The organism is Herbaspirillum sp. DW155, assembly GCF_037076565.1.
GTDB lineage: Bacteria > Pseudomonadota > Gammaproteobacteria > Burkholderiales > Burkholderiaceae_D > Herbaspirillum.
On sequence record NZ_AP029028.1, the window covers coordinates 4189212 to 4209772 of the forward strand.

The window sequence follows — 20561 nt, forward strand, 5'->3', positions numbered from 1 at the left end:
GCCCTGGCGAGAGCCAAGGCTTTGTTGTTTAATCGGTCATGCTCAAAAAACCGACAGCCGCCCAGCACGAGTTAGAGATGGTGACCATCGAGATGCTCGTGCCCAAGGACCACCTGCTGCGCAAGATCGACGCGGCGGTGGATTTCGAGTTCATCCGCGAGAAGGTGGCGCATCTGTATTGCGCCGACAATGGCCGCCCGGCACTGGACCCGGTGGTACTCTTCAAGCTCTTGTTCATCGGCTACCTCTTCGGTATCCGCAGCGAGCGCCAGCTCATCCGCGAGGTCCAGGTCAACGTGGCCTATCGCTGGTTTGCCGGATTCCGTCTGACCGACAAGGTGCCGGACTCCTCCACCTTCTCCCAGAACCGGCGCCGCCGCTTCATTGATACCACCGTCTATCAAGACATCTTCGACGAGATCGTGCGCCAGGCCATTGGACGCGGCATGGTCGATGGCCGTGTGCTCTACAGCGACAGCACCCACCTCAAGGCCAACGCCAACAAGAACAAGTTCGACTACGTTCAAGTTGCCCAGACACCCTCGGCCTATCTGGCCGAACTGGATGCGGCTGTGGATATCGACCGTGCCGAGCATGGCAAGAAGCCGCTCAAACGTGACGATGATGATGAGCCGCCCACCAAAGAGATCAAGGTTAGTCGCACCGATCCCGAGAGCGGCTACATGGTGCGCGACGACAAGCCCAAGGGCTTCTTCTACCTGGATCACCGCACCGTCGATGCCAAGCATTGCATCATTACCGATACCCATGTCACGCCCGCCTCAGTCCATGACAGTCAACCTTATCTGGCACGCCTGGATCGTCAGCGCCAGACGTTCGGATTTGATGTGCAGGCCGTTGGCCTGGATGCTGGCTATTTCACACCGGCCGTCTGCCAGGGACTGGAGAATCGCGAGATCAGCGGCGTGATGGGCTACCGCACGCCCAACCACAAGCCGGGGACATTCTTTAAAAGGGAGTATGAGTACGACGCCTACCGTGACGAATACATCTGCCCGCAGGGCCAGCCCTTGCACTACAGCACCACCAATCGGCAGGGGTATCGGGAATACAAATCCAAGCCTGAACAATGCCGGGGCTGCAAGGTACGCGAGCAATGCACCAATAGCGCCAATGCGGTCAAGGTGGTGACGCGCCATGTGTGGGAGCGTTCCAAGGAGAAGGTGGATGATCGGCGTCGTACCGAATGGGGCAAGCGCATCTATGCCCGACGCAAGGAAACGGTAGAACGCAGCTTCGCCGACGCCAAGCAATTGCACGGACATCGCTATGCCCGCATGCGCGGCTTGCGCAAGGTCGCCGAGCAGTGCTTGTTGGCGGCGGCGGCCCAGAACATGAAGAAGATTGCCCTGCTGGTGGCGCGCTTGCGCGCGCTTTTACCGGGCTTGAACGCCTATGCCAGCGTACAAAAGTGGCTACAGAGAAAAATGAGCGCATTGCTTGGCTTCTGCGCCATCGACCATCTGCAAATTACCTGCGCCTGAAAAACAAAACCCCGTGTTCGAAAACACGGGGTTCGTCATCAACCTGATGGCTCCGCATGCGGAGCCATTTTCGTTTCAGGCGGTGGAAAAATCAGGCAGCCTGCTTCTGCGCGGCCCGTTGCTGCAGCCGCTGCGCCACCAGCGCGCGCGTGCGCGGGATCAGTTCACGGCCATAGTCGATGGCATCTTCCAGAGGATCAAAACCACGGATGAGGAAAGTGGTCACGCCCAGATCGTAGTAATCCAGCAGTGCCTCGGCCACCTGTTCGGGCGTACCGACCAGCGCGGTGGAGTTGTAGCGCGCACCGGTCTCCTTTGCAATCGCCGTCCACAGTCGCTTGTCCACGCGGTCGCCTTTTTCGGCGGCGGCCAGCAGGCGGCGTGCGCCTTCGCTTTCCTGCGGACCGGTGTAGGCCGGATGGCGTGTGCCATTGCCCGAGCGCAGACGGCGCGTTTCATCGAGGATGCGTTCGGCACGCGCCCAGGCCTGCTCTTCGGTGGCCGCCAGGATAGGACGGAAGGAGACCGAGAAACTGATCTCGCGTCCATGCCGCGCCGCCTCGGCGCGCACGCGCCCGGTCAGCTCGCGCACCTGCTCCAGCGATTCGCCCCACAGCGCATAGACATCGGCATGCCGTCCCGCCACCGGGATGGCGGCCTCAGAAGCACCGCCAAAGAAGATGGGAATGTGTGGCTGCTGCAGTGGCTTGACCTCCGAATAAGCCTGCTCGAAACGATAGTGCGCACCCTGGTGATCGAAAGGCTTCTGCGCCGTCCACACCTGACGCAGAATCTGCAGGTATTCGTCCGTGCGGGCATAGCGCTGGTCGTGATCGAGATAGTCGCCATCGCGACGCTGCTCGATGTCGGAACCGCCGGAGATGATGTGCACGCCCAGCCGCCCGCCGCTGAAATGATCCAGCGTGGCCAGCTGGCGCGCCGCCAGCGTGGGCGCCACGAAGCCGGGACGATGCGCCAGCATCAGCTGGATGTGCCGGGTGGCCGCAGCCACCTGCGCGATGGTGAGGATGGCATCGGGACCGTTGGAGTGATACGGCACCAGTATCCGGTCGAAACCGGCTTCTTCATGCGCGCGCGCAAAGCGCAGCAGGTAGTCGGTATCGATGGCCGGTCCCACCGAGGGGTGGATCTCGGAGTTCTTGTGGGTGGTGACCATGCCGATGAAATTGACGCTCATGTGTGCTCTCCTGATGGCCTGCCGTGGCAGACGGTAGATGAATCAGACCTTGACGATGTAATCGCTCACTTGCACCTTCTGCGGCAGGATCTTGCGCGCCGCCAGCCAGTCCGCCGCGCTCTGGAAGGTAGCGATGAATCTGGCGTCGTCGGCACCATGAAACTCCCAGCGGCGCGCCAGCCTGATGAGCGAATCGCGCACCGCGTCCGCATAGCCCGCGTCCTTCTGCACCAGCAGTTCGGCTTCACGCGGGTTCTTGCTGATCCACTCGCCCTCGGCGCGATAGGCCGCATTGACGGCGCGTACGATGTCGGCGTTCTCTTCGGCGAACTTGCGATGGGTGACGTAGGAATTGAAGTCGATCAGGAATTCCAGGTCGCGTCCTTCGAAAAAGACGTCATGCGCCTTGTACTCCACCCGAGCGATATCCACGCCGGGGCTCCACATCGACCAGGCATCGACCTTGCCCTGTGCAAAGGCCGGCCCCGCATCCGGTGGATTGAGGTAGACGAACCTGACCTTCTCGCGCGCGATGCCGTGCTTCTCCAGCGCGGCCACCAGCAGGAATTCCCCCAGGCCGGAGCGATTGACCGCCACGGTCTTGCCTACCAGATCGCTCACCTTGTCGATGCCGGAACCATCCCTGGCGATGATGGCCGTGCTGCGCGGCTCGACCACGGCGAACTGCGTAAACACCAGCGGCGAGCCGGCGATCATGGCCGCCAGTGCCGGGGTGGTACTGCCGCCGAAACCGAAGTCGGCACTGCCGCCGGTGACCGCCTGCAGCGAGGGCGCATGGTTGGGGAAGGGGCCGATCCATTGCACCTTGATGCCATCGCGGGCCAGGATCTTTTCAAACTCGCCGCGCGTGCGCGCAATGCCGGGCAGGCCGCCCTTGCCCCAGGCCAGGCGCACGGTGTCGGTATTGCGCGACCTGCCGGCGGCGCGGGACAGCAGCGGCAGGCCGCTGGCAGTGAGGGCCGCGCTTCCCAGCGCAGCTTGCAACAGTTGACGGCGATGGAGACTGTCAGGCTTGGAATCGTGGTGCATGGGCATTAATCTGGATTTAATGAGAATGGAAAGAGCATTCAGGAAAATTTAATGCGTGCTCTGCAGCACGGGTGCTGCGGAGGCCACCACCCCAAGCTCGGCCAGCAACTGCGCGCGCAGCGCTTCGGCGGCGGGATGGCTGCGGTCATGGGCGGCTTCGGGCGCGACGCGGTAATCGCTGGCGATGACACCGTTGCGCATGACCAGGATGCGGTCGGCCAACACGATGGCCTCGTCCACGTCGTGCGTGACCAGCAACACGCCCGGACGGTGCCGCGCCAGCAGTTGCCGCACCAGCGCATGCATGCGGATGCGGGTGAGCGCATCGAGGGCGGCAAAGGGTTCATCGAGCAGCAAGAGGCGCGGCTCGCGCACCAGCGCACGCGCCAGCGCCACACGCTGGGCCTGGCCACCGGAGAGATTGCGCGGCCAGTCATGCAGGCGTTCGCCCAGTCCCACTTCTGCCAGCGCCGCTTGCGCGAGCGGTTTTCCACGGCGATCATCCAGCCCCAGCGCAACGTTGCGCCAGAGCGGCTCCCACGGGATCAGGCGCGGTTCCTGGAACACCACGGCGGGCTGCGCCGGTCCGGCGATGCGTCCGCCGTCGATACTGTCCAGCCCGGCCAGGGCACGCAGCAAGGTGGTCTTGCCGCAGCCGCTCTCGCCCAGCAACGCCACGAATTCACCGCGCGCAATGCGCAGGTCCAGGCCGTGGATCACGGCGCGCTGGCCGTAACTGCGCTTGAGGCCTGTCACGTTCACGGCCAGCTCATGGGCGCTGGCCGGGTGCAGGGTGTGTCTGTCGTGCAGTGCGTGAGTCATCATTTCCCCTTGCCGGCGTAGTTGGGATGCCAGGCCAGCAGGCGGCGCTCCAGCAGGCGGGCGATGCCATCGGAGACCACGCCGATGCCGGCATAGATGACGATGGTCAGCACGATCACGTCGGTCTGCAGGAATTCACGCGCATCCATGGCCAGCGAGCCGATGCCGGTATTGGCGGCGATGGTTTCGGCGATCACCAGCGCCAGCCACGCCACCGCCAGCGCATAGCGCACGCCGGCCAGAATCGAGGGCAAGGCACCCGGCAGGATGATGCGGCGGATCAGGGTCCAGTTCGACAAGCCGGTCACGCGGCCCAGCTCCAGCAGCTTGGGATCGACCTGGCGGATGCCCAGCACGGTGTTGATATAGATCGGGAACAGCACGCCCAGAGAAACGAGGAACACCTTGCCGCCCTCGCCCACGCCGAACCACACGATCACCAGCGGCAGCGCCGCCAGGAAAGGCACGGCGCGCACCATCTGGACACTGCGGTCCACCAGCGCCTCGGCCAGGCGCGAGAAGCCCACCAGCGTGCCGAGCACGAAACCGATACTGCCGCCAATGACAAACCCGGCCGCTGCGCGCAGCAAGCTCGCCCCGAGGTCCGACAGCAGGCGCCCCTGGGCGATCAGGTTCAGCGCCGTCTGCGAGACCTTGCTCGGGGCCGGCAGCACTTGCGGCGACAGCGTGCCGGTACGTGCCAGCGCTTCCCAGGCCAGCAGCAACAGCAGCGGCGCAGCCCAGGAGATCAGCAACAGCGCACGCGGACCCGCCGCGCGCAGGCTGCGGCGGCGCACCGGGGCGGGCGTGGCGACAAGCTCGGCTGCTGCCGAAGATAGAGGGAAGTGATGGACCGCTTCATGCATGGGATTTCCTTCTCTGGTCAAGCGTGGGCGCGCCCGGCATGCATCGGGTCACGCAGAGAGGGAAATCGTAATCAGCTTCGCGGCGAGGGAATACGAATGATTTTGTGTTTGGATATCCGATAAACGGATTTGGACTCAGCGCAACTCGGCCGCGTCCACGCCCGGCACACCCTGCCGGATGCGCTTGCTGTAGTCGTCCTGCATGTCGTTCTGCAAGGCGCGTTGCGTGATCCGCCCGCTTTGGCGCAATTGCGCGAAGGAGTAACCGGGCGTGAGCACACCGTGGTCGAACACGTAATCGGCGAAATAGCCCGAAAGCAGCAGGCGATAATCCAGTGGCAGCGCGGGCGAGAGGCGGCGTGCCAGTTCGAAGACGATGGTGGTGCAGTTGCTGGTGAGGGTGTTGTAGAAGCGCGGGCGCTCGCGTAATTGCGCTGCCCGTTCAAGGTAACCGAGGAAGACCTTGCGCAACTGGTCCGGACGCAATTGCAGACGATACAGATACACATCCTCGCCGCGCGCATGGGTGCGGGTGCGGATGATGTCGTTCTCGTCGGCGGCGACGATGACGGTCTCGAACTTGCGAAAGAAGCCGCCCAACGCCGAGAAGGCTTCGCCACGTTCACGCCGGATTTCCAGCGAGAACACCAGGCGCCGGCCATCGGCGAACCCGAACGACACCAGCGTATGGGCAATGGCCGGCCCCATCCAGTAGGACAGCAGCAGGTCGGCCGAGACCAGTTGCGCCAGATCATACTGGCGCGATTCCCAGCGGATGTCGTAGTCGGTCTCGGTGCGCCAGGCGAAGTTGCGCACGTTGCCCAGCTGCACGAGATCGCCCTGCACCTGCGGCACCAGCATGTGCGCCACATCGTCAGCCCAGTCACGGTCATGGCGCGGGCGGATGCTGCACCACCAGCCCGCCATGACAATGCCGGCCAGCACGAAGACCAGCGGGCTCCAGCCCCAGGACAGGGACAGACCGGCCGCCTGCGCCAGCGTCGCTGCCGGCGGCAGGCACCACAGCACGATGACCGCGATGCGCAGCCAGGTGGTCACCGGCAACTGATACCACAGGGCAAACCCGCCCCAGACCGCCAGCCCCACCGTGAGCAGGGCCAGCACGATCAACGGCGCTACATGAAGAAAGAACATCGCTACATTCTCTGGTCGGATGCGCCCGCGCCCAGCAGGGCCGCCAGGCGCGGCAACACCGATTCGGCATCGTCGCGCAATTTGAAGGCCAGCAAGTCATCGGCACGGGTGATGCCACGATTGATCGCCACCACCGGTTTGCCCGCTGCTGCCGCCATGCGCGGGAAGCGGAAACCGGACAGCACCATCAGCGAGGAACCGATCACCAGCATGGCATCGCAGGCCCGGGTCGCCGCCTCGGCCTGGGCGCTGCGCTCGGCGGGCACGCCGTCGCCGAAGAACACCACATCCGGTTGCAGCATGCCGCCGCAGGCCATGCAGACGGGCACGTGAAAGGCCGCGTCGGCATCGGGCTCCAGGCGGGCATCACCGTCGGGCAAGGCTTCGGCCTGCAGGTGGACGAAAGCGGGATTGCAGCGCGCCAGTTCCTGTTGGATGTCGGCGCGCGCACAGACGGTGCCGCACGAAAGGCAACGCACCGCATGAATGCTGCCGTGCAGTTCAATGACCGAGCGGCTGCCGGCCTGCTGATGCAGACCATCGACGTTCTGCGTGAGGATGGCCCCCACGTAGCCGGCCTGCTGCAATTGCGCCAGCGCGCGATGCGCCGCATTGGGCGTGGCGCGCGCCAGACGGGGCCAGCCCAGCATGCTGCGCGCCCAGTAGCGTTTGCGGGCGGCTTCGGACTGGCGGAACTCGCTGCCCTGGATGGGCAGGCGGCCGCGCCGCACGCCGCTGTCGTCACGATAATCGGGAATGCCGGAGGCGGTGCTGATGCCCGCACCGGTCAGCACCAGCACCTGACGATGCGAGCACAGCCATTGCGCCAGCGCGGGTAACAGGTCTGCAGCGGCGTCGGGGGCGGCAAGGACATCATTCGAAACGGGCAGGATCTGGCTCATGGCGGAACTCGGCGGGAAGATCACATGCGGCAGACTACGCGAATTTGGCCGAGCTTGCAGTGGCGACGGGCGCGCCTGTTGAAGTATCGCGGCGGACGCGATGGCCGGATTATCCCTATAATCTGCGGGCAACTTTCAAGGCGCCCCCGGCCCGCAAGGCCGGGCCAGCGTCGATATAAAAATTCTTCCGCCAAAAGTTCGAGGAGCATCAATCATGCGGCTATTACTTCTGCTGCCTTTCATCGGCCTGCTCTGGGTCCCGTTCTACAACGCCGAATTGCCCAGCCTGTTCGGTTTCCCCTTCTTCTACTGGTACCAGTTCGCCTGGGTGCCGCTGACCTCGCTGATCATCTGGCTGGTCTATCGTGACGGACTGAAAAAGGGAGTCGAATAATGGAGGCGTCCAACATCCACTGGACCGCACTCTGGGTCTTCCTGTTCTTCTTCGCCCTGGTCACCGTGATGGGGTTCCTGGCCTCCAAATGGATGGCCGGCGGCAGCCACAAGGGCGCCCACCTCGATGAGTGGGGCCTGGGTGGCCGCAACTTCGGAACCTGGATCACCTGGTTCCTGGTGGGCGGCGACTTCTATACCGCCTATACCGTCATCGCAGTGCCGGCACTGGTGTATGCCGTCGGGGCTTATGGCTTCTTCGCCCTGCCCTATACCATCCTGGTCTATCCCATCGTGTTCGTGATCATGCCCAGGCTGTGGCATGCCGCGCACAAGGCCGGTCACGTCACGGCAGCCGACGTGGTGTGGGGCCGCTATCAGTCGCGTCCGCTGGAGTTCGCCATTGCGCTCACCGGCGTAGTGGCCACCATGCCCTACATCGCGCTGCAGCTGATCGGCATGGAAGTGGTCATCAAAGCCCTCGGGCTGACAGGTGAGCTGCCGCTGCTGGCGGCCTTCGTGATCCTGGCGCTGTACACCTACTCGGCCGGCCTGCGGGCACCGGCACTGATCGCCTTCGTCAAGGACATCATGATCTACATCGTGGTGCTGGTGGCAGTGGTGGTGGTGCCGGCCAAGCTGGGCGGCTACGGTGCCGTGTTCAACTCGGCGCGCGAAGCCTTCGCACTCAAGGGTGGCGCGACCGGCCTGACACTGAAGCCCACGCAGTTCCTGCCCTTCGCCACGCTGGCGCTGGGTTCGGCCATGGCCGCCTTCATGTATCCGCATACCCTGACCGGCATCTTCGCGGCCAAGGATGCCAACACCATCCGCAAGAACGCCGTGTTCCTGCCCGCCTATACGGTGCTGCTGGGACTGATCGCGCTGCTGGGCTACATGGCCTATGCGGCGGGCATCAAGGTGCAGGCCAACAATGACGTGGTGCCGGCGCTGTTCAATGGCCTCTTCCCGGGCTGGTTCGCCGGTTTTGCCTTCGCGGCCATCGCCATCGGTGCACTGGTGCCGGCGGCGGTGATGTCCATCGGTGCCTCCAACCTCTTCACCCGCAACTTCTGGAAGCCTTACGTCAATCCTGGCATCAGCCATGAGGGCGAAGCCAAGGTGGCCAAGGTGGTGTCGCTGGTGGTCAAGTTCGGCGCGCTGGTGTTCATCCTGTTCCTGCCGACCAAGTTCGCGCTGGACCTGCAATTGCTGGGTGGCGTATGGATTCTGCAGACTTTCCCGGCGTTGGTGTTCGGCCTCTTCGTGGGCTGGTTCGGCGCACGCGCGCTCTTGTGCGGCTGGGCCGTGGGCATCATCGGCGGTAGCTGGATGGCCTTTGCCGATGGCATCAAGCCGGTGCACAGCTTCGTCATCGGTGGCGACACCTATACGCTCTACACCGGCCTGATCGCGCTGACCCTCAACGTGGTGGTGGCGGTCATTGCCAACCTGATCCTGGGCAAGGGTTCGCAACCTGCATTGAAGCGTTGAGGAGGCGATGCATTCCTGCATCAGTGTCACACCACATGATGCAAGGATGCATCACCTTGTCGCAGTGCTGCGCCGGCGTTATCCGGAAAGTTGCAATGACTGGCGCAGCACGCAAGGTACTTTTCGCACCCGGCAAGAAAACATTGCTGACGTATTGCTGACGTTTTCCTGATGCAGCACTGACGCGAAAAAGCGCTGCCGTGTGAGGGTTGCCGGGTACGTGGTTTGCACGCCACGGTCAGCTGGGAATCAATCAAAAAAATCTTGGCACGGTTGTCAATGCTCCTTCACGAAGGAGCATTTTTTTAGGCGCAGCGCCGTACCGACCGGGCAAGGATTTTTAATACTCTGCCTGCCCTCTTCCCCTTGCGGGAAAAGGTTTTTCAGGTCTGGCGACGAGCGTAGATCCGTGCGGCAGCAGTCTCATTACGCCGTTTTCATGAATGAATTCATTAATGAAGACAAGCTAATCAAGAAAACGATATTCCTCTAGAGTGCGTCTCTGCCCCAAAAACCGGAAGCGTCAACGGGGGCATCCATACAGAGCAGGCAGCGCTTGCCTCTGCACCCGGAGCGAGTCCGCATGGCGCCATTGCTGAACTCGTTCATCAGCCAATACCGCGTTTTATACAGGGGAGCAAGTAATGAAGGGCAGTCGTATCAAAGTATCGTCCAGGCTCATGCTGGGCTTCGGGACGGTACTCGTATTGCTGTTGCTGACCATCGGCACAGCACTGGACAAGATGAGCAGCGTCCATCAGCAATTGCTTGCCATCACGGACGTCAACAACCTTGAGATCTACCATCTGTCCGTCATGCGCGCTGCGGGCTATGAACAGTCCCTGGCTTCGCGCAGCTTGGCTATGGCCTCTACGCCTACCGAGTTCAATCAATATGCCGACATGCTCCAACGGCAGATTGGCATCTACACCGAAGCAGAAAATGCGCTCGACAAGATCTTCGCAGAAGTACCGGACACTACAGACACCGAAAAGAAGGAGATTGTGCGCATCAAGAAGCAGACGCAAGCGCTGACTCCCGACTTGCAGAAGCTACTCGATCTGGCCAAGCAGAACAAGGCCAACGAGATCCAGACCCTGGCCTTCGGTGATCTGGCCAAACTGCAAGCACAGCGCCGGCAGATGATCGCCGATCTGTCGAAGTTCGAGGACAAGCTCAATCATGATGCTACGCAGGAAGCCAAGGAGGTCTATAACGCTGCGCAGCGTCAGCTCATCACGCTGGGCGTGCTGGCCATCCTGCTGGGACTGCTCAGCGCCACCTTCATCATCAGGAGCGTATCGCATCAACTCGGCGGCGAACCGGCGGAGGCGGCCGAGCTGGCCGCCCTGATCGCCAGGGGCGATCTGCGCAAGGAGGTGCGGGTCGCCGGCAGCAATCCGGATAGCCTGATGATGTCGATGAAGAGCATGAACGAAGGACTCAGGCAGATCGTGCGTGAAGTGCGCGCGGGCACCGACGCCATCAACACGGCCAGCAGCGAGATCGCTGCGGGCAACCTCGATCTGTCCTCCCGCACCGAGCAACAGGCCAGCTCGCTGGAAGAAACTGCCTCGGCCATGGAGCAGTTGACCTCCACCGTCAAGAACAACGCCGACAGCGCCGGCGAGGCCAATCGCCTGGCCGCGCAAGCCTCAGCGGTGGCCTCCGAAAGCGGCAAGCTGGTGCAGGATGTGGTGGCGACCATGACCGCCATCGACGAGTCCTCCAGGAAGATCGTGGACATCATCAGCGTCATCGACGGCATTTCCTTCCAGACCAATATCCTGGCCCTGAATGCGGCAGTGGAAGCGGCGCGGGCGGGTGAACAAGGCCGGGGCTTCGCGGTGGTCGCCTCGGAGGTGCGCAGTCTGGCGCAGCGCAGCTCCACCGCTGCCCGCGAAATCAAGGCGCTCATTGATGACTCGGTGGAAAAGGTCTCTTCCGGCAGCACCCTGGTGAACCGCGCCGGCCAGACCATGGGTGAGGTCGTCACCAGCGTGGAGCGCGTGGTCTCGGTGATCAGTTCCATCAGTGCCGCCAGCAACGAGCAGAGCAAGGGACTGGAAGAAATCAACAACGCCATTTCGCAGATGGATCAGGTGACCCAGCAGAATGCAGCGTTGGTGGAACAGGCAGCTGCGGCATCGCAAGCGCTGCAGGAACAGGCGCACAAGCTCAGCAGTGTGGTGGATGTGTTCGTAGTCGCGTAAATGTTGGTGCGGCCCGGCCCCTGTTCGGGGCACGGGCCCGGGCATGCGTCTCATCAAGGTGCCGATGCGGTGCGTCGTGTTTGTGATGCGAGCATCGGGGCGGGCGATTGCCTCATCTCGCGGGAATGAAATCGTTTCAGCCTGCGAGCCAGTACTGGCTTGGTCTTTGCTAGAACCCATTTCATAAATAGGCGTGAGTGCGAGCGAGTCCCGTTTGGGATGAAGTGCAAGGCGCGAATTTGGGTCAAGACTGGGCGTCTTGACCCAAATTCGTAACGCAGCAATTCGCCCAAACGGGCCGCTCCCTCCGGGTTCTGTCCAGAAAGGGCGCTGGCCGCGTTGCACTCCTTGCGTGTGGCACCGCCACACGACGCGTCGCGCGCCTTGCCAGCGCCCTTTCTGGACAGAACGCATCTCACGCCTATTTATGAAATGGGTTCTAGTGTAAGCATGGGGAATCCACACGTCAGACAGCTCTGCACACCATAATGAACAAAGATAAACAGCACCATGATTTTCTGCGCTATATGCCGGCCATCGTCGACTGCGAACGCGCACTACGAGAACTCAGCATCGCCTGGCGCCTGATCGAATCGACCACCAAGATGGTGTGTCCGGCAGAAGCCAAGAGCATCCTGCCGACCATCAAGGTCACGCGGGAAGGCTTCAACCAGCTGGAAAAGCAGCTCATTGCCAATCTGGTACAGCAGAACCTTGCCAAGCTAGTTCAGGAATTCGATTTCAAGGCCCGGGTCATCATCGACATCGTGGTGCGCAACCTGTTCGAGCGCACCGCCGATGTCGGTTTTCTTTCCATGGATGAAGCCATCCGGTCCTTCATCCTGGAGGGACCGGATGCGGACGCGCGCGGTATCGTCGCGCGCCTGCAGGCCTATCGGGAAAAATATACCGTCTACGACGAAATCTTCATCCTCGATACGCAAGGGCGGGTGCTGGCGCATCTGGATCAGGACAACGACGTCCAGTACTGTCGCGACCCTCTGGTGGCGCAGACCCTGGCCGCTTCCGGCTATGTGGAAAGCTTCGAGGTGTCCGATCTGCGCGGCGGCGAGCGTTCGCTGATCTATTCCCACAAGATCGTCGATCCTGCGGATGGCCAGGCCATCGGAGTGCTGTGCCTGTGTTTCCCGGTGGCGGTGGAAATGAATGACATCTTCAGCGGACTGCGCAAACCGCATGACCACACCGTCATGCTCATGCTCGACCGCGAAGGCTGTGTCATTGCCAGCAGCGATGCCGAACACGTGCCGGTAGGACGCACGGTTCCGCTGGCGCTGGAAGGCGCCTATCAGATCGTCAGCCATGCCGGCCGCCAATACCTGGCGCGCACCTGTGCGGCCCGCAATTACCAGGGCTACAGCGGCCCGGGCTGGTTTGGCCATGTGATGGTGCCGTGCGACCTGGCGTTCCGTCAGCAGACCCAGGAGATGCTGGCGCAATTTGATCCGCAGCTGCTGGCGGGGGTGATGTCCCATGCCAAATCATTTTGTCCGCCACTGCACGACGTCACTACCATGGCCGACGCCATCAATCATTCGCTGCGGCGCGTGGTGTGGAACGGCAAGATCATGGCCTCGGGAGAGTCCGGCGACCTGTTGCGGCTCAAGGCCATCCTGCAGGAGATCAGCCAGACCGGTGACGAAACCAATGACGTGTTCCGCAAATCGATCCTCGACCTGTACGCCACAGCGCTGTCGTCCAATCTGCAGGATGGGCAATACATCTCGCGCCTGATGGTCGATATCATGGACCGCAATCTGTATGAACGCGCCAATGATTGCCGCTGGTGGTCACTCACGCCGCGCCTGCGGCAGATCATGGCCAGGGAGGTGCGCAGCAGCGCCGATCTGGCCGAGATGACCGGCATCCTCAGCGCCATCAATGCGCTCTACACGGTCTACGCCAGGCTGGTGGTATTTGATGCACAGGGCCGCATCGTGGCGACCAGTGCGCCGCTGGCCGATGGCAGCGAACTGGTCGGCTCCTCCGTGGATGAGCAATTGCTGCGCGATACGCTGCGTCTTTCCGATGCCAGCCAATATTGCGTGTCGCCCTTCGCGGCTACGCCGCTGTATGACGGCGCAGCCACCTATGTCTATTGCAGCGCCCTGTTCCATCCGGATCGCGCACAAGTCACCGGGGGGATCGCGCTGGTCTTCGATGCCACCCCGGAGTTCGCCAACATGCTCACGGGGGCGCTGCCGGAACAGCCCGGTGCGTTCGCCGCCTATACGGATCGCCAGGGCAAAGTCATTGCCAGCACCCACAAGGACTACCCGCCCGGCAGCACCCTGCTGCCGGGCGCCAAGGCCAGTGCCGCCGCCAATGGCAGCAGCACGGCGGATATCCGCATTCATGATGACACCTATATGGTGGTGGGATACACCACCTCGTCCGGCTATCGCGAATACAAGAATGACGGGCAATACACCAACGACGTGATCGCCTGCGTCTTCGTACCGATCGGCAAGAAGACCGATGCGGAACTACCGGTGGAAAGTCTGAGTGTGGAAGCGGCCCCCTTCACGGGAGCGAAGCGGGAATTTGCCAGCATCCGGCTCGATGGCGAGACCTTCGCACTGGCGGCCAGCCAGGTGGTGGAATCGATCGGGGCCGAGCGCATGCTCTCGACCTCGACCTTCAGGCAGGTGCTGGCCGGTGCCCTCGATTATCAGGACGGCAGCACGGCGTCTTCGGTCTTCGTGCCGGTGGTGGACATGCGCCAGCTATTGCTGGGCAGCCGCTCGTCAGACAACGCGGGCAAGGAAATCGTTATCGTGCGCCATGCGGGAAGAACGATCGGCCTGCTGGTCGACAGCCTGCATGACGTGATGGAATTCGGCGAGATCCATATCGATGATGCATTCAGGATGTCGGGCAGCGGGCCGCATTACATCTGCAACCTGATCCGCACAGCCAACCCGGGCAGTACCATCCAGGTGATCGATGTGGAACGTCTCATTGCCACCTTCTTCGCACCACGCAAGGAAGAACTGATGGCGGTGTCGTAAGCAAGCGCGGTCAGAGTTTTTCGGTCTCGCCGCTCTTGGGCTGCCACTTCATCAGGCGCTTTTCGATCACGCCCACGGCAAGGTCGAGTACCAGCGCGAAGACGGTCAGCACGACGATGCCGGCGAAGACGGTGTTGATGTCGAAGCTGCCCTCTGCCTGCAAGATCAGGTAGCCCACGCCGCGCGCCGAGCCCAGGTATTCACCCACCACCGCACCGACGAAGGCCAGGCCGATGGAAGTGTGCAGACTGGAAAACACCCACGAGGTCGCCGAGGGCAGATAGACCGTGCGCAGCAGCTGGCGTGCATTGGCGCCCAGCATGCGGGCATTGGCCAGCACCACCGGGCTGACTTCCTTGACGCCCTGGTAGACGTTGAAGAAGACGATGAAGAACACCAGCGTCACCGCCAGCGCCACCTTGGACCAGATGCCCAGGCCGAACCACATCGCGAAGATCGGTGCCAGGATCACGCGCGGCATGGAGTTGGCCGCCTTCACGTACGGATCGAGGATGGCCGAGGCGGTCGGCGAGAGCGCCAGCCACAGGCCGATGGCCAGGCCGAAGACGGTGCCGATGAGGAAGGCCAGCACGGTTTCGGTCAGCGTGATCAACAGGTGTGAATAAATCTCCGCCGGGAAGTTGAGCGTGAAGAAGGTGGTGTCGCCCACGCCCACCTCCAGCGTACCGCTACCCACCGTGAACCATTCCCAGATGCGTTGCGCAACCTTCAGCGGTTCGCCAAAGAAGAAGGCGGTCTGCGGGTTGCGTGTGGCGACGTGCCAGACCAGCAGCACGATGAGCAATACCATCAGTTGCCAGAAACGGATGTTCTTGTGACTCGGTTTCAATAATTTCCACATGGTGCTGATTCTCTTCCCTGATCTTTTCCGGTCGGCTTGTGCAGCGCTTATGCTGCGCGCTTTTGTTGTTGGTAACCCTTGAGCACTTCATCGCGCAGCACATCCCAGATCTGCTGGTGCAGTTCGACGAAGCGCGGATGCATGCGAATCTCGGCCACGTCGCGCGGACGCGGCAGGTCGATCCCGAATTCACCGATGGGGTGCGTGCCCGGGCCGGCCGCGAGCACGATCACGCGATCGGACATGGCGATGGCTTCATCGAGATCGTGGGTGATGAAAAGGACCGCCTTCTTCTTGGCGTTCCACAGGTCCAGCACTTCGTTTTCCATCAGCTGGCGGGTCTGGATGTCGAGGGCCGAAAAAGGTTCGTCCATCAGGATGATGTCGGGGTCCAGGATCAGCGTCTGCGCCAGCGCCACGCGCTTGCGCATGCCACCGGAGAGCTGGTGCGGATAGCGGTCGCCGAAGCCTTGCAGGCCCACGCGCGCCAGCCACTGTTCGCCCAGTTCTTCTGCCGACTTCTCGTCATGGCCGCGATACTGCAGGCCGGCGATCACGTTCTGCAAGGCGCTGCGCCAGGGCATCAGCGCCTCGGCCTGGAACATGTAGCCGGCGCGCCGGTTGATGCCCTTGAGTTCTTCGCCGAAGACCCTGACGCTGCCCGAGGACGGTTGCAGCAGGCCGGCACCGACGTTCAGGAGCGTGGACTTGCCGCAGCCGGTGGGGCCGACCACGGAGACGAATTCGCCGGGTGCGATGGAGAGATCGGTATTGGCCACGGCGGTGTAGCGCTGGGAACGGTCGTCCTTGGAGACGAAGGTGCAGGTGATGTTATCGAACTGGAGGGCTGGCGTCATGGCAATGCGGGCCGGTGGGGCCCTGATGGATCATCGGGATGAAGATGGCAGCCCCCAGATGCGCAAATGCCCGTTGCCGGGCATTTGCGGTGCGTTCGCATCGGCTGGGAGCGCCGCGCTTGCTGCGATTACTTGTACTTGGCGTTGGCCTTCTGCACGAAGTCATTGGTGAAGGTCTTGGACAGGTCGATCTGCTTGTCGGCCAGCGAGGGCTCGAAGGCCTTCAGGGTGCGCAGCGCGGTATCCGGACCGCCCGGCGGGAAGTAGCCGTCCGGCGAGATGGCCTGGCGCACCTTCATGAAGGCATCGATGTAGAGCGAGCGGTCGCCCAGCAGGTAGCTTTCCGGGACGGCCTTGATGATGTCGGAGGGACCGGCCTTCTGGATCCACTTCAGCGCGCGCACCATGGCGTTGGTCAGGGCTTGCGTGGTGTTGGGATACTTCTGCACGAAGGCGGCCGGGGCATACAGGGTCGCGGCCGGCATGGGGCCACCGAAGACATCATTGGTGTCCTTCAGGGTGCGGGTATCGGCGATGGTCTTGATCTCGTTGTGCTGCTCCAGCATGGAGATCACCGGATCGAGATTGGCAATCGCATCGATCTGGCCCGAGCGGATCGCCGAGATAGCACCCGCTGCGGCACCCACGCCGATGAAGGAAACATCGGTGGGCTTCAGGCCCGCCTTGGCCAGCACGTAGCTGGCCATGATGCTGGTGGAGGAGCCCGGTGCGGTCACGCCGATCTTCTTGCCCTTGAGGTCGCTCACGGTCTTGTAGTTGGGCATGGTCTTGTTGTTGACCGCCAGCACGATCTGCGGCGCCCGGCCCTGCAGCACGAAGGCCACGATGGGCTGGTTCTTGGCCTGCATGTTGATGGTGTGTTCGTAGGCGCCGGAGACCACATCGGCGCTGCCGCCCACCATCGCCTGCAGCGCCTTGGCGCCACCGGCAAAGTCGGAGATCTCGACCTGCAGGCCCTCATCCTTGAAATAGCCGAGCTGCTCGGCAATGGTCAGGGGCAGATAGTAGAAGAGGTTCTTGCCGCCTACGGCGATGGAGACCTTGGGTTTTTCCAGCGCCTGCGCGCCGGCGCTGCCGTTGAAGGAAAAGTAGCCGGCCAGGAACAGGCCTGCGGCGATCAGCAATTGCTTCCAGCTCAATTTCATTATGTCTCCTCCGTGGATGGATGGGGGCTTACTGCTTGTTGTCCAGCTTGTGCAGGCGACCCCGTGCAGGTGCCTGCCTTTGTCATGCTGCTTCAGACCACGCCTTCGTCCCGCAGCTTCTTGATGTGGGCCTCATCATACCCCAGCGATTGCAGGATTTCATCGCTGTGGGCGCCCAGCTCGGGGCCCAGCCATTTGGTCTGGCCGGGAGTCTCCGAGAGCTTGGGCGTGATGCCGGGCAGCTTGACCGGCGTGCCATCGGCAAACTGATGCTGCTCGAACATGCCGCGGGCCAGGAACTGGGGATCGCTCATCATGTCCTTGACCGAATAGATCTTGCCGACCGGGACGTCGGCCCCCTGCAATGCGGCCAGGGCCGAATCGATGGTCTGGGTGTGGCACCACTGCTGGATGGCATCGTCGATTTCCTGGGTACGCGGCACGCGGCCGTCATTGCGCGCCAGGCCCGGATCATTGGCCATGTCATCGCGGCCGATGGCGCTCATCAGGCGCTTGAAGATGGCATCGCCATTGCCGGCGATGACGATGTTCATGCCATCGCCAGTGGTATAGGTGTTGGAAGGCACGATGCCCGGCAGGGCGCCACCGGTGCGTTCGCGGACCACGCCGGCGAAATCGAACTCGGGCACCATTGATTCCATCATATTGAAAACAGCTTCATATAACGCCACGTCCACCATCTGCCCCTGCCCTGCCACGCAGTCTGCGCCGGCCTTGCCGTTCCAGCGCCCGCCTGTTGCGTCACGATGGCGTAAAGCCATCATGGCGCCGATCACGCCATGCAGCGCGGCGATGGAGTCGCCAATCGAAATGCCGATGCGCACCGGCGGACGGTCCGGATGGCCGGAGACGTAGCGGATACCGCCCATCGATTCGCCGATGGCGCCAAAGCCGGGCAAGTCGCGCAGCGGGCCGGTCTGGCCGTAGCCGGACAGGCGCACCATGATGGTGGCGGGGTTCAGCGGCTTGAGGTCTTCGTAGCCGAGCTTCCACTTCTCCAGCACGCCGGGGCGGTAATTCTCGATGATGACGTCGGCCTCCAGGGCGAGCTTGCGGGCGATCTCCTGGGCGCGGTCATCCTTCATGTTCAGGGTGATGCTCTTCTTGTTGCGCGCCTGGACCGACCACCACAGCGACGTGCCGTCCTTGAGCACGCGCCACTGGCGCAGCGGATCGCCATTGCCGGGCGCTTCGATCTTGATGACCTCGGCCCCGAACTCGGCCAGCATGCGCGAGCAGAAGGGCCCGGCAATCAGCGTGCCCAGTTCGAGTACCTTGATGCCGGCCAGCGGGCCGGGCTTGGATGTGGCTGTGCTCATCGTGCTTGCACCGGATGCCTGGCAGGCGCGGCCTGCGCGGGCAGTCCGGTGTTCTCCTCTTGATCGATGGTGCGGGACCTGGCTCTTGTGGGTGGACGGGCCAGTGTCCTGGAATGCGATGGATTCGGGTAATGCTGCGCGGCGGGCTGTGGGGATGAACGTTGCGCGGGTCGGTAGACACCTTGCAATCCCTCGCCTGACGTCATACGTGCAAGCCGGCAGCCGACATTCTATTGCAGCATGCGCGCGATGTCGCGCATTTTGACCTTCATCGGCGACGCCTTGCCTGCGAGTTTTTCATCTGAAAACGATCCCGGCGCGGGATCAGGTGGTGCGGCGATCCAGCATGGCACGGGCGATGGTGCCGGCGTCGACGTATTCCAGTTCACCGCCGACCGGCACGCCCCGCGCCAGGCGGCTGACCTTCAGGCCACGGGCCTTGAGGGTTTCGCTGATGTAGTGGGCGGTGGCTTCGCCTTCGTTGGTGAAATTGGTGGCCAGGACCACTTCGCTGACCACGCCATCGGTGGCGCGGGTGATGAGCTTTTCGAGATGGATGTCGCGCGGGCCGATGCCGTCCAGCGGCGAGAGCCTGCCCATGAGCACGAAATACAACCCCTTGAAGGTCAGGGTCTGCTCGATCATCACCTGGTCCGAGGGCGACTCCACCACGCACAGCTGGGTGTGGTCGCGCTGGCTGTCCTGGCAGGTCTCGCAGATGACCTGCTCGGTGAAGGTATTGCACAGGGCACAGTGGCGGATGGTGTCGAGCGCCTTGGCCAGCGACTGGCTCAGGTCAGCGGCGGCGTCGCGGTCATGCTGCAGCAGGTGGTAAGCCATGCGCTGCGCGGTCTTGGGGCCGATGCCGGGAAGCCGGCGCAGCGATTCGGTCAGGAGGGTGAGACTGGAGGGCGTTTTCAATTGCGGTCTACGGAATAGCGGAAGGCTTCGAGCGCCTCGGCCGTCATGGAGGGGACGAATTCGATGATCTCGTATTCGGCCACGCCGCCGATGAAGAAGGGATCGGATTCCATGATGGCTTCGATCTCGGCACGGTCGGCACAGTCGGCGATGATGATGCCACCGGTGCGCGGCACCTTGCGGCCGGACATCAGGAATACGCCTTCGGCATATTGCTGGTTGAGGAATTTCTTGTGCGCGGTCAGCAAGGCATCGATTTCGCCTGCCGGCCTGGTGTACGTGATCGAGACGATGAACATGGTGCCTCCACTAAGCAATCCTGCATTCCATCAGAATCAGACTATCCTGCGCGATGCTGCCCGCGCCCGGGGCCGAGGCCACCGGGCGCGCACGGCATCAGAACGGCATCTTGAAGCCCGGGGGCAGCGGCATGCCGGCGGTGACGCCCGACATCTTTTCCTGAGCGGTGGCTTCGGCCTTGCGCACGGCGTCGTTGAAGGCGGCGGCGACCAGATCTTCCAGCATGTCCTTGTCGTCAGCCAGCAGCGACGGGTCGATGGAGACGCGCTTGACATCGTTCTTGCAGGTCATCACGACCTTCACCAGGCCGGCGCCGGACTGGCCCTCGACTTCGATGCTGGCCAGTTGCTCCTGGGCCTTCTTCATGTTGTCCTGCATGGCCTGTGCTTGCTTCATCAGACCTGCCAGTTGACCTTTCATCATGCTCATTGCTCCTTGTTTCAATTCACGGAATTCTATCGCGTTTGGGCAAGCTGCCGACAAGC

General features: G+C 62.6%; 18 protein-coding genes. 5 read left to right on the forward strand and 13 right to left on the reverse strand.

Annotated features, from left to right (window positions below):
• Nucleotides 1-38: 38 nt before the first annotated feature.
• Entirely contained in the window at nucleotides 39-1505 is a 1467-nt protein-coding gene (locus tag AACH55_RS18995) for an IS1182 family transposase (protein ID WP_338716201.1), read from the forward strand.
• A gap of 91 nt (nucleotides 1506-1596) precedes the next feature.
• Here AACH55_RS18995 and AACH55_RS19000 read toward each other — a convergent pair whose 3' ends face one another.
• The 6 genes from AACH55_RS19000 to AACH55_RS19025 form a co-directional block, all read right to left on the reverse strand.
• Nucleotides 1597-2703, reverse strand: a complete 1107-nt coding sequence (locus AACH55_RS19000; RefSeq protein ID WP_338716202.1) for an LLM class flavin-dependent oxidoreductase — start codon at nucleotides 2701-2703, stop codon at nucleotides 1597-1599.
• 42 nt (nucleotides 2704-2745) lie between these two features.
• Nucleotides 2746-3753 carry an NrtA/SsuA/CpmA family ABC transporter substrate-binding protein gene (locus tag AACH55_RS19005; RefSeq protein WP_338716203.1) on the reverse strand — a complete coding sequence of 336 codons (1008 nt, stop codon included), beginning with the start codon at nucleotides 3751-3753 and terminating at the stop codon, nucleotides 2746-2748.
• Nucleotides 3754-3801: 48 nt separating this feature from the next.
• Entirely contained in the window at nucleotides 3802-4578 is a 777-nt protein-coding gene (locus AACH55_RS19010) for an ABC transporter ATP-binding protein (RefSeq protein ID WP_338716204.1), read from the reverse strand.
• Nucleotides 4575-5441, reverse strand: a complete 867-nt coding sequence (locus AACH55_RS19015; protein ID WP_338716205.1) for an ABC transporter permease subunit — start codon at nucleotides 5439-5441, stop codon at nucleotides 4575-4577. The genes AACH55_RS19010 and AACH55_RS19015 overlap by 4 nt, the downstream gene beginning before the upstream one ends.
• Before the next feature lie 135 nt (nucleotides 5442-5576).
• On the reverse strand, nucleotides 5577-6596 hold the full coding sequence (locus AACH55_RS19020) for a DUF4105 domain-containing protein (protein ID WP_338716206.1): 1020 nt from the start codon (nucleotides 6594-6596) through the stop codon (nucleotides 5577-5579).
• A gap of 2 nt (nucleotides 6597-6598) precedes the next feature.
• The gene (locus tag AACH55_RS19025) at nucleotides 6599-7498 is read right to left on the reverse strand and encodes an NAD-dependent protein deacetylase (RefSeq protein WP_338716207.1); all 900 of its coding nucleotides are present in this window, start codon (nucleotides 7496-7498) and stop codon (nucleotides 6599-6601) included.
• Nucleotides 7499-7712: 214 nt separating this feature from the next.
• On the opposite strand from AACH55_RS19025, the gene AACH55_RS19030 reads away from it, so the two are divergent.
• From AACH55_RS19030 to AACH55_RS19045, 4 genes are all read left to right on the forward strand, one after another.
• Nucleotides 7713-7892, forward strand: a complete 180-nt coding sequence (locus tag AACH55_RS19030; protein WP_034332747.1) for a DUF3311 domain-containing protein — start codon at nucleotides 7713-7715, stop codon at nucleotides 7890-7892.
• A complete protein-coding gene (locus tag AACH55_RS19035) occupies nucleotides 7892-9385 on the forward strand; it encodes a sodium:solute symporter family protein (protein WP_338716208.1) in 1494 nt (497 codons plus the stop codon). The genes AACH55_RS19030 and AACH55_RS19035 overlap by 1 nt, the downstream gene beginning before the upstream one ends.
• Nucleotides 9386-10029: 644 nt before the next feature.
• On the forward strand, nucleotides 10030-11598 hold the full coding sequence (locus AACH55_RS19040) for a methyl-accepting chemotaxis protein (protein ID WP_338716209.1): 1569 nt from the start codon (nucleotides 10030-10032) through the stop codon (nucleotides 11596-11598).
• A gap of 488 nt (nucleotides 11599-12086) precedes the next feature.
• Complete coding sequence (locus AACH55_RS19045) at nucleotides 12087-14630, forward strand: chemotaxis protein CheW (protein ID WP_338716210.1); 2544 nt, start codon at nucleotides 12087-12089, stop codon at nucleotides 14628-14630.
• A 10-nt stretch (nucleotides 14631-14640) separates the two neighbouring features.
• On the opposite strand, the gene AACH55_RS19050 is transcribed toward AACH55_RS19045, so the two are convergent.
• The 7 genes from AACH55_RS19050 to AACH55_RS19080 form a co-directional block, all read right to left on the reverse strand.
• On the reverse strand, nucleotides 14641-15492 hold the full coding sequence (locus tag AACH55_RS19050; RefSeq protein ID WP_338716211.1) for an ABC transporter permease: 852 nt from the start codon (nucleotides 15490-15492) through the stop codon (nucleotides 14641-14643).
• 47 nt (nucleotides 15493-15539) lie between these two features.
• A complete protein-coding gene (locus AACH55_RS19055; RefSeq protein WP_338716212.1) occupies nucleotides 15540-16349 on the reverse strand; it encodes an ABC transporter ATP-binding protein in 810 nt (269 codons plus the stop codon).
• Nucleotides 16350-16477: 128 nt separating this feature from the next.
• Nucleotides 16478-17515: an ABC transporter substrate-binding protein gene (locus AACH55_RS19060; protein WP_338716213.1), complete on the reverse strand. Its 1038-nt coding sequence runs from the start codon at nucleotides 17513-17515 to the stop codon at nucleotides 16478-16480.
• A 92-nt stretch (nucleotides 17516-17607) separates the two neighbouring features.
• The gene (locus AACH55_RS19065; protein WP_338716214.1) at nucleotides 17608-18855 is read right to left on the reverse strand and encodes a CaiB/BaiF CoA-transferase family protein; all 1248 of its coding nucleotides are present in this window, start codon (nucleotides 18853-18855) and stop codon (nucleotides 17608-17610) included.
• 324 nt (nucleotides 18856-19179) lie between these two features.
• Nucleotides 19180-19776 (reverse strand): recombination mediator RecR, encoded by a 597-nt coding sequence (gene recR, locus AACH55_RS19070; protein ID WP_338716215.1) that lies wholly within the window; start codon nucleotides 19774-19776, stop codon nucleotides 19180-19182.
• Nucleotides 19773-20075 carry a YciI family protein gene (locus AACH55_RS19075; protein WP_338716216.1) on the reverse strand — a complete coding sequence of 101 codons (303 nt, stop codon included), beginning with the start codon at nucleotides 20073-20075 and terminating at the stop codon, nucleotides 19773-19775. Before AACH55_RS19075 ends, recR begins: the two co-directional genes overlap by 4 nt.
• Nucleotides 20076-20172: 97 nt before the next feature.
• A complete protein-coding gene (locus AACH55_RS19080; RefSeq protein ID WP_008331542.1) occupies nucleotides 20173-20499 on the reverse strand; it encodes a YbaB/EbfC family nucleoid-associated protein in 327 nt (108 codons plus the stop codon).
• Nucleotides 20500-20561: the final 62 nt, after the last annotated feature.

Coding starts and splice junctions, on each gene's coding strand:
- AACH55_RS19005 (WP_338716203.1), bottom strand. CDS start 3,753: ATGCACCACGATTCCAAGCCTGACAGTCTCCATCGCCGTCAACTGTTG.
- AACH55_RS19065 (WP_338716214.1), bottom strand. CDS start 18,855: ATGAGCACAGCCACATCCAAGCCCGGCCCGCTGGCCGGCATCAAGGTA.
- AACH55_RS19030 (WP_034332747.1), top strand. CDS start 7,713: ATGCGGCTATTACTTCTGCTGCCTTTCATCGGCCTGCTCTGGGTCCCG.
- AACH55_RS19025 (WP_338716207.1), bottom strand. CDS start 7,498: ATGAGCCAGATCCTGCCCGTTTCGAATGATGTCCTTGCCGCCCCCGAC.
- AACH55_RS19050 (WP_338716211.1), bottom strand. CDS start 15,492: ATGTGGAAATTATTGAAACCGAGTCACAAGAACATCCGTTTCTGGCAA.
- AACH55_RS19075 (WP_338716216.1), bottom strand. CDS start 20,075: ATGTTCATCGTCTCGATCACGTACACCAGGCCGGCAGGCGAAATCGAT.
- AACH55_RS19055 (WP_338716212.1), bottom strand. CDS start 16,349: ATGACGCCAGCCCTCCAGTTCGATAACATCACCTGCACCTTCGTCTCC.
- AACH55_RS19020 (WP_338716206.1), bottom strand. CDS start 6,596: ATGTTCTTTCTTCATGTAGCGCCGTTGATCGTGCTGGCCCTGCTCACG.
- AACH55_RS19010 (WP_338716204.1), bottom strand. CDS start 4,578: ATGATGACTCACGCACTGCACGACAGACACACCCTGCACCCGGCCAGC.
- AACH55_RS19045 (WP_338716210.1), top strand. CDS start 12,087: ATGAACAAAGATAAACAGCACCATGATTTTCTGCGCTATATGCCGGCC.
- AACH55_RS19035 (WP_338716208.1), top strand. CDS start 7,892: ATGGAGGCGTCCAACATCCACTGGACCGCACTCTGGGTCTTCCTGTTC.
- AACH55_RS19060 (WP_338716213.1), bottom strand. CDS start 17,515: ATGAAATTGAGCTGGAAGCAATTGCTGATCGCCGCAGGCCTGTTCCTG.
- AACH55_RS19015 (WP_338716205.1), bottom strand. CDS start 5,441: ATGCATGAAGCGGTCCATCACTTCCCTCTATCTTCGGCAGCAGCCGAG.
- AACH55_RS18995 (WP_338716201.1), top strand. CDS start 39: ATGCTCAAAAAACCGACAGCCGCCCAGCACGAGTTAGAGATGGTGACC.
- AACH55_RS19040 (WP_338716209.1), top strand. CDS start 10,030: ATGAAGGGCAGTCGTATCAAAGTATCGTCCAGGCTCATGCTGGGCTTC.
- AACH55_RS19080 (WP_008331542.1), bottom strand. CDS start 20,499: ATGATGAAAGGTCAACTGGCAGGTCTGATGAAGCAAGCACAGGCCATG.
- AACH55_RS19000 (WP_338716202.1), bottom strand. CDS start 2,703: ATGAGCGTCAATTTCATCGGCATGGTCACCACCCACAAGAACTCCGAG.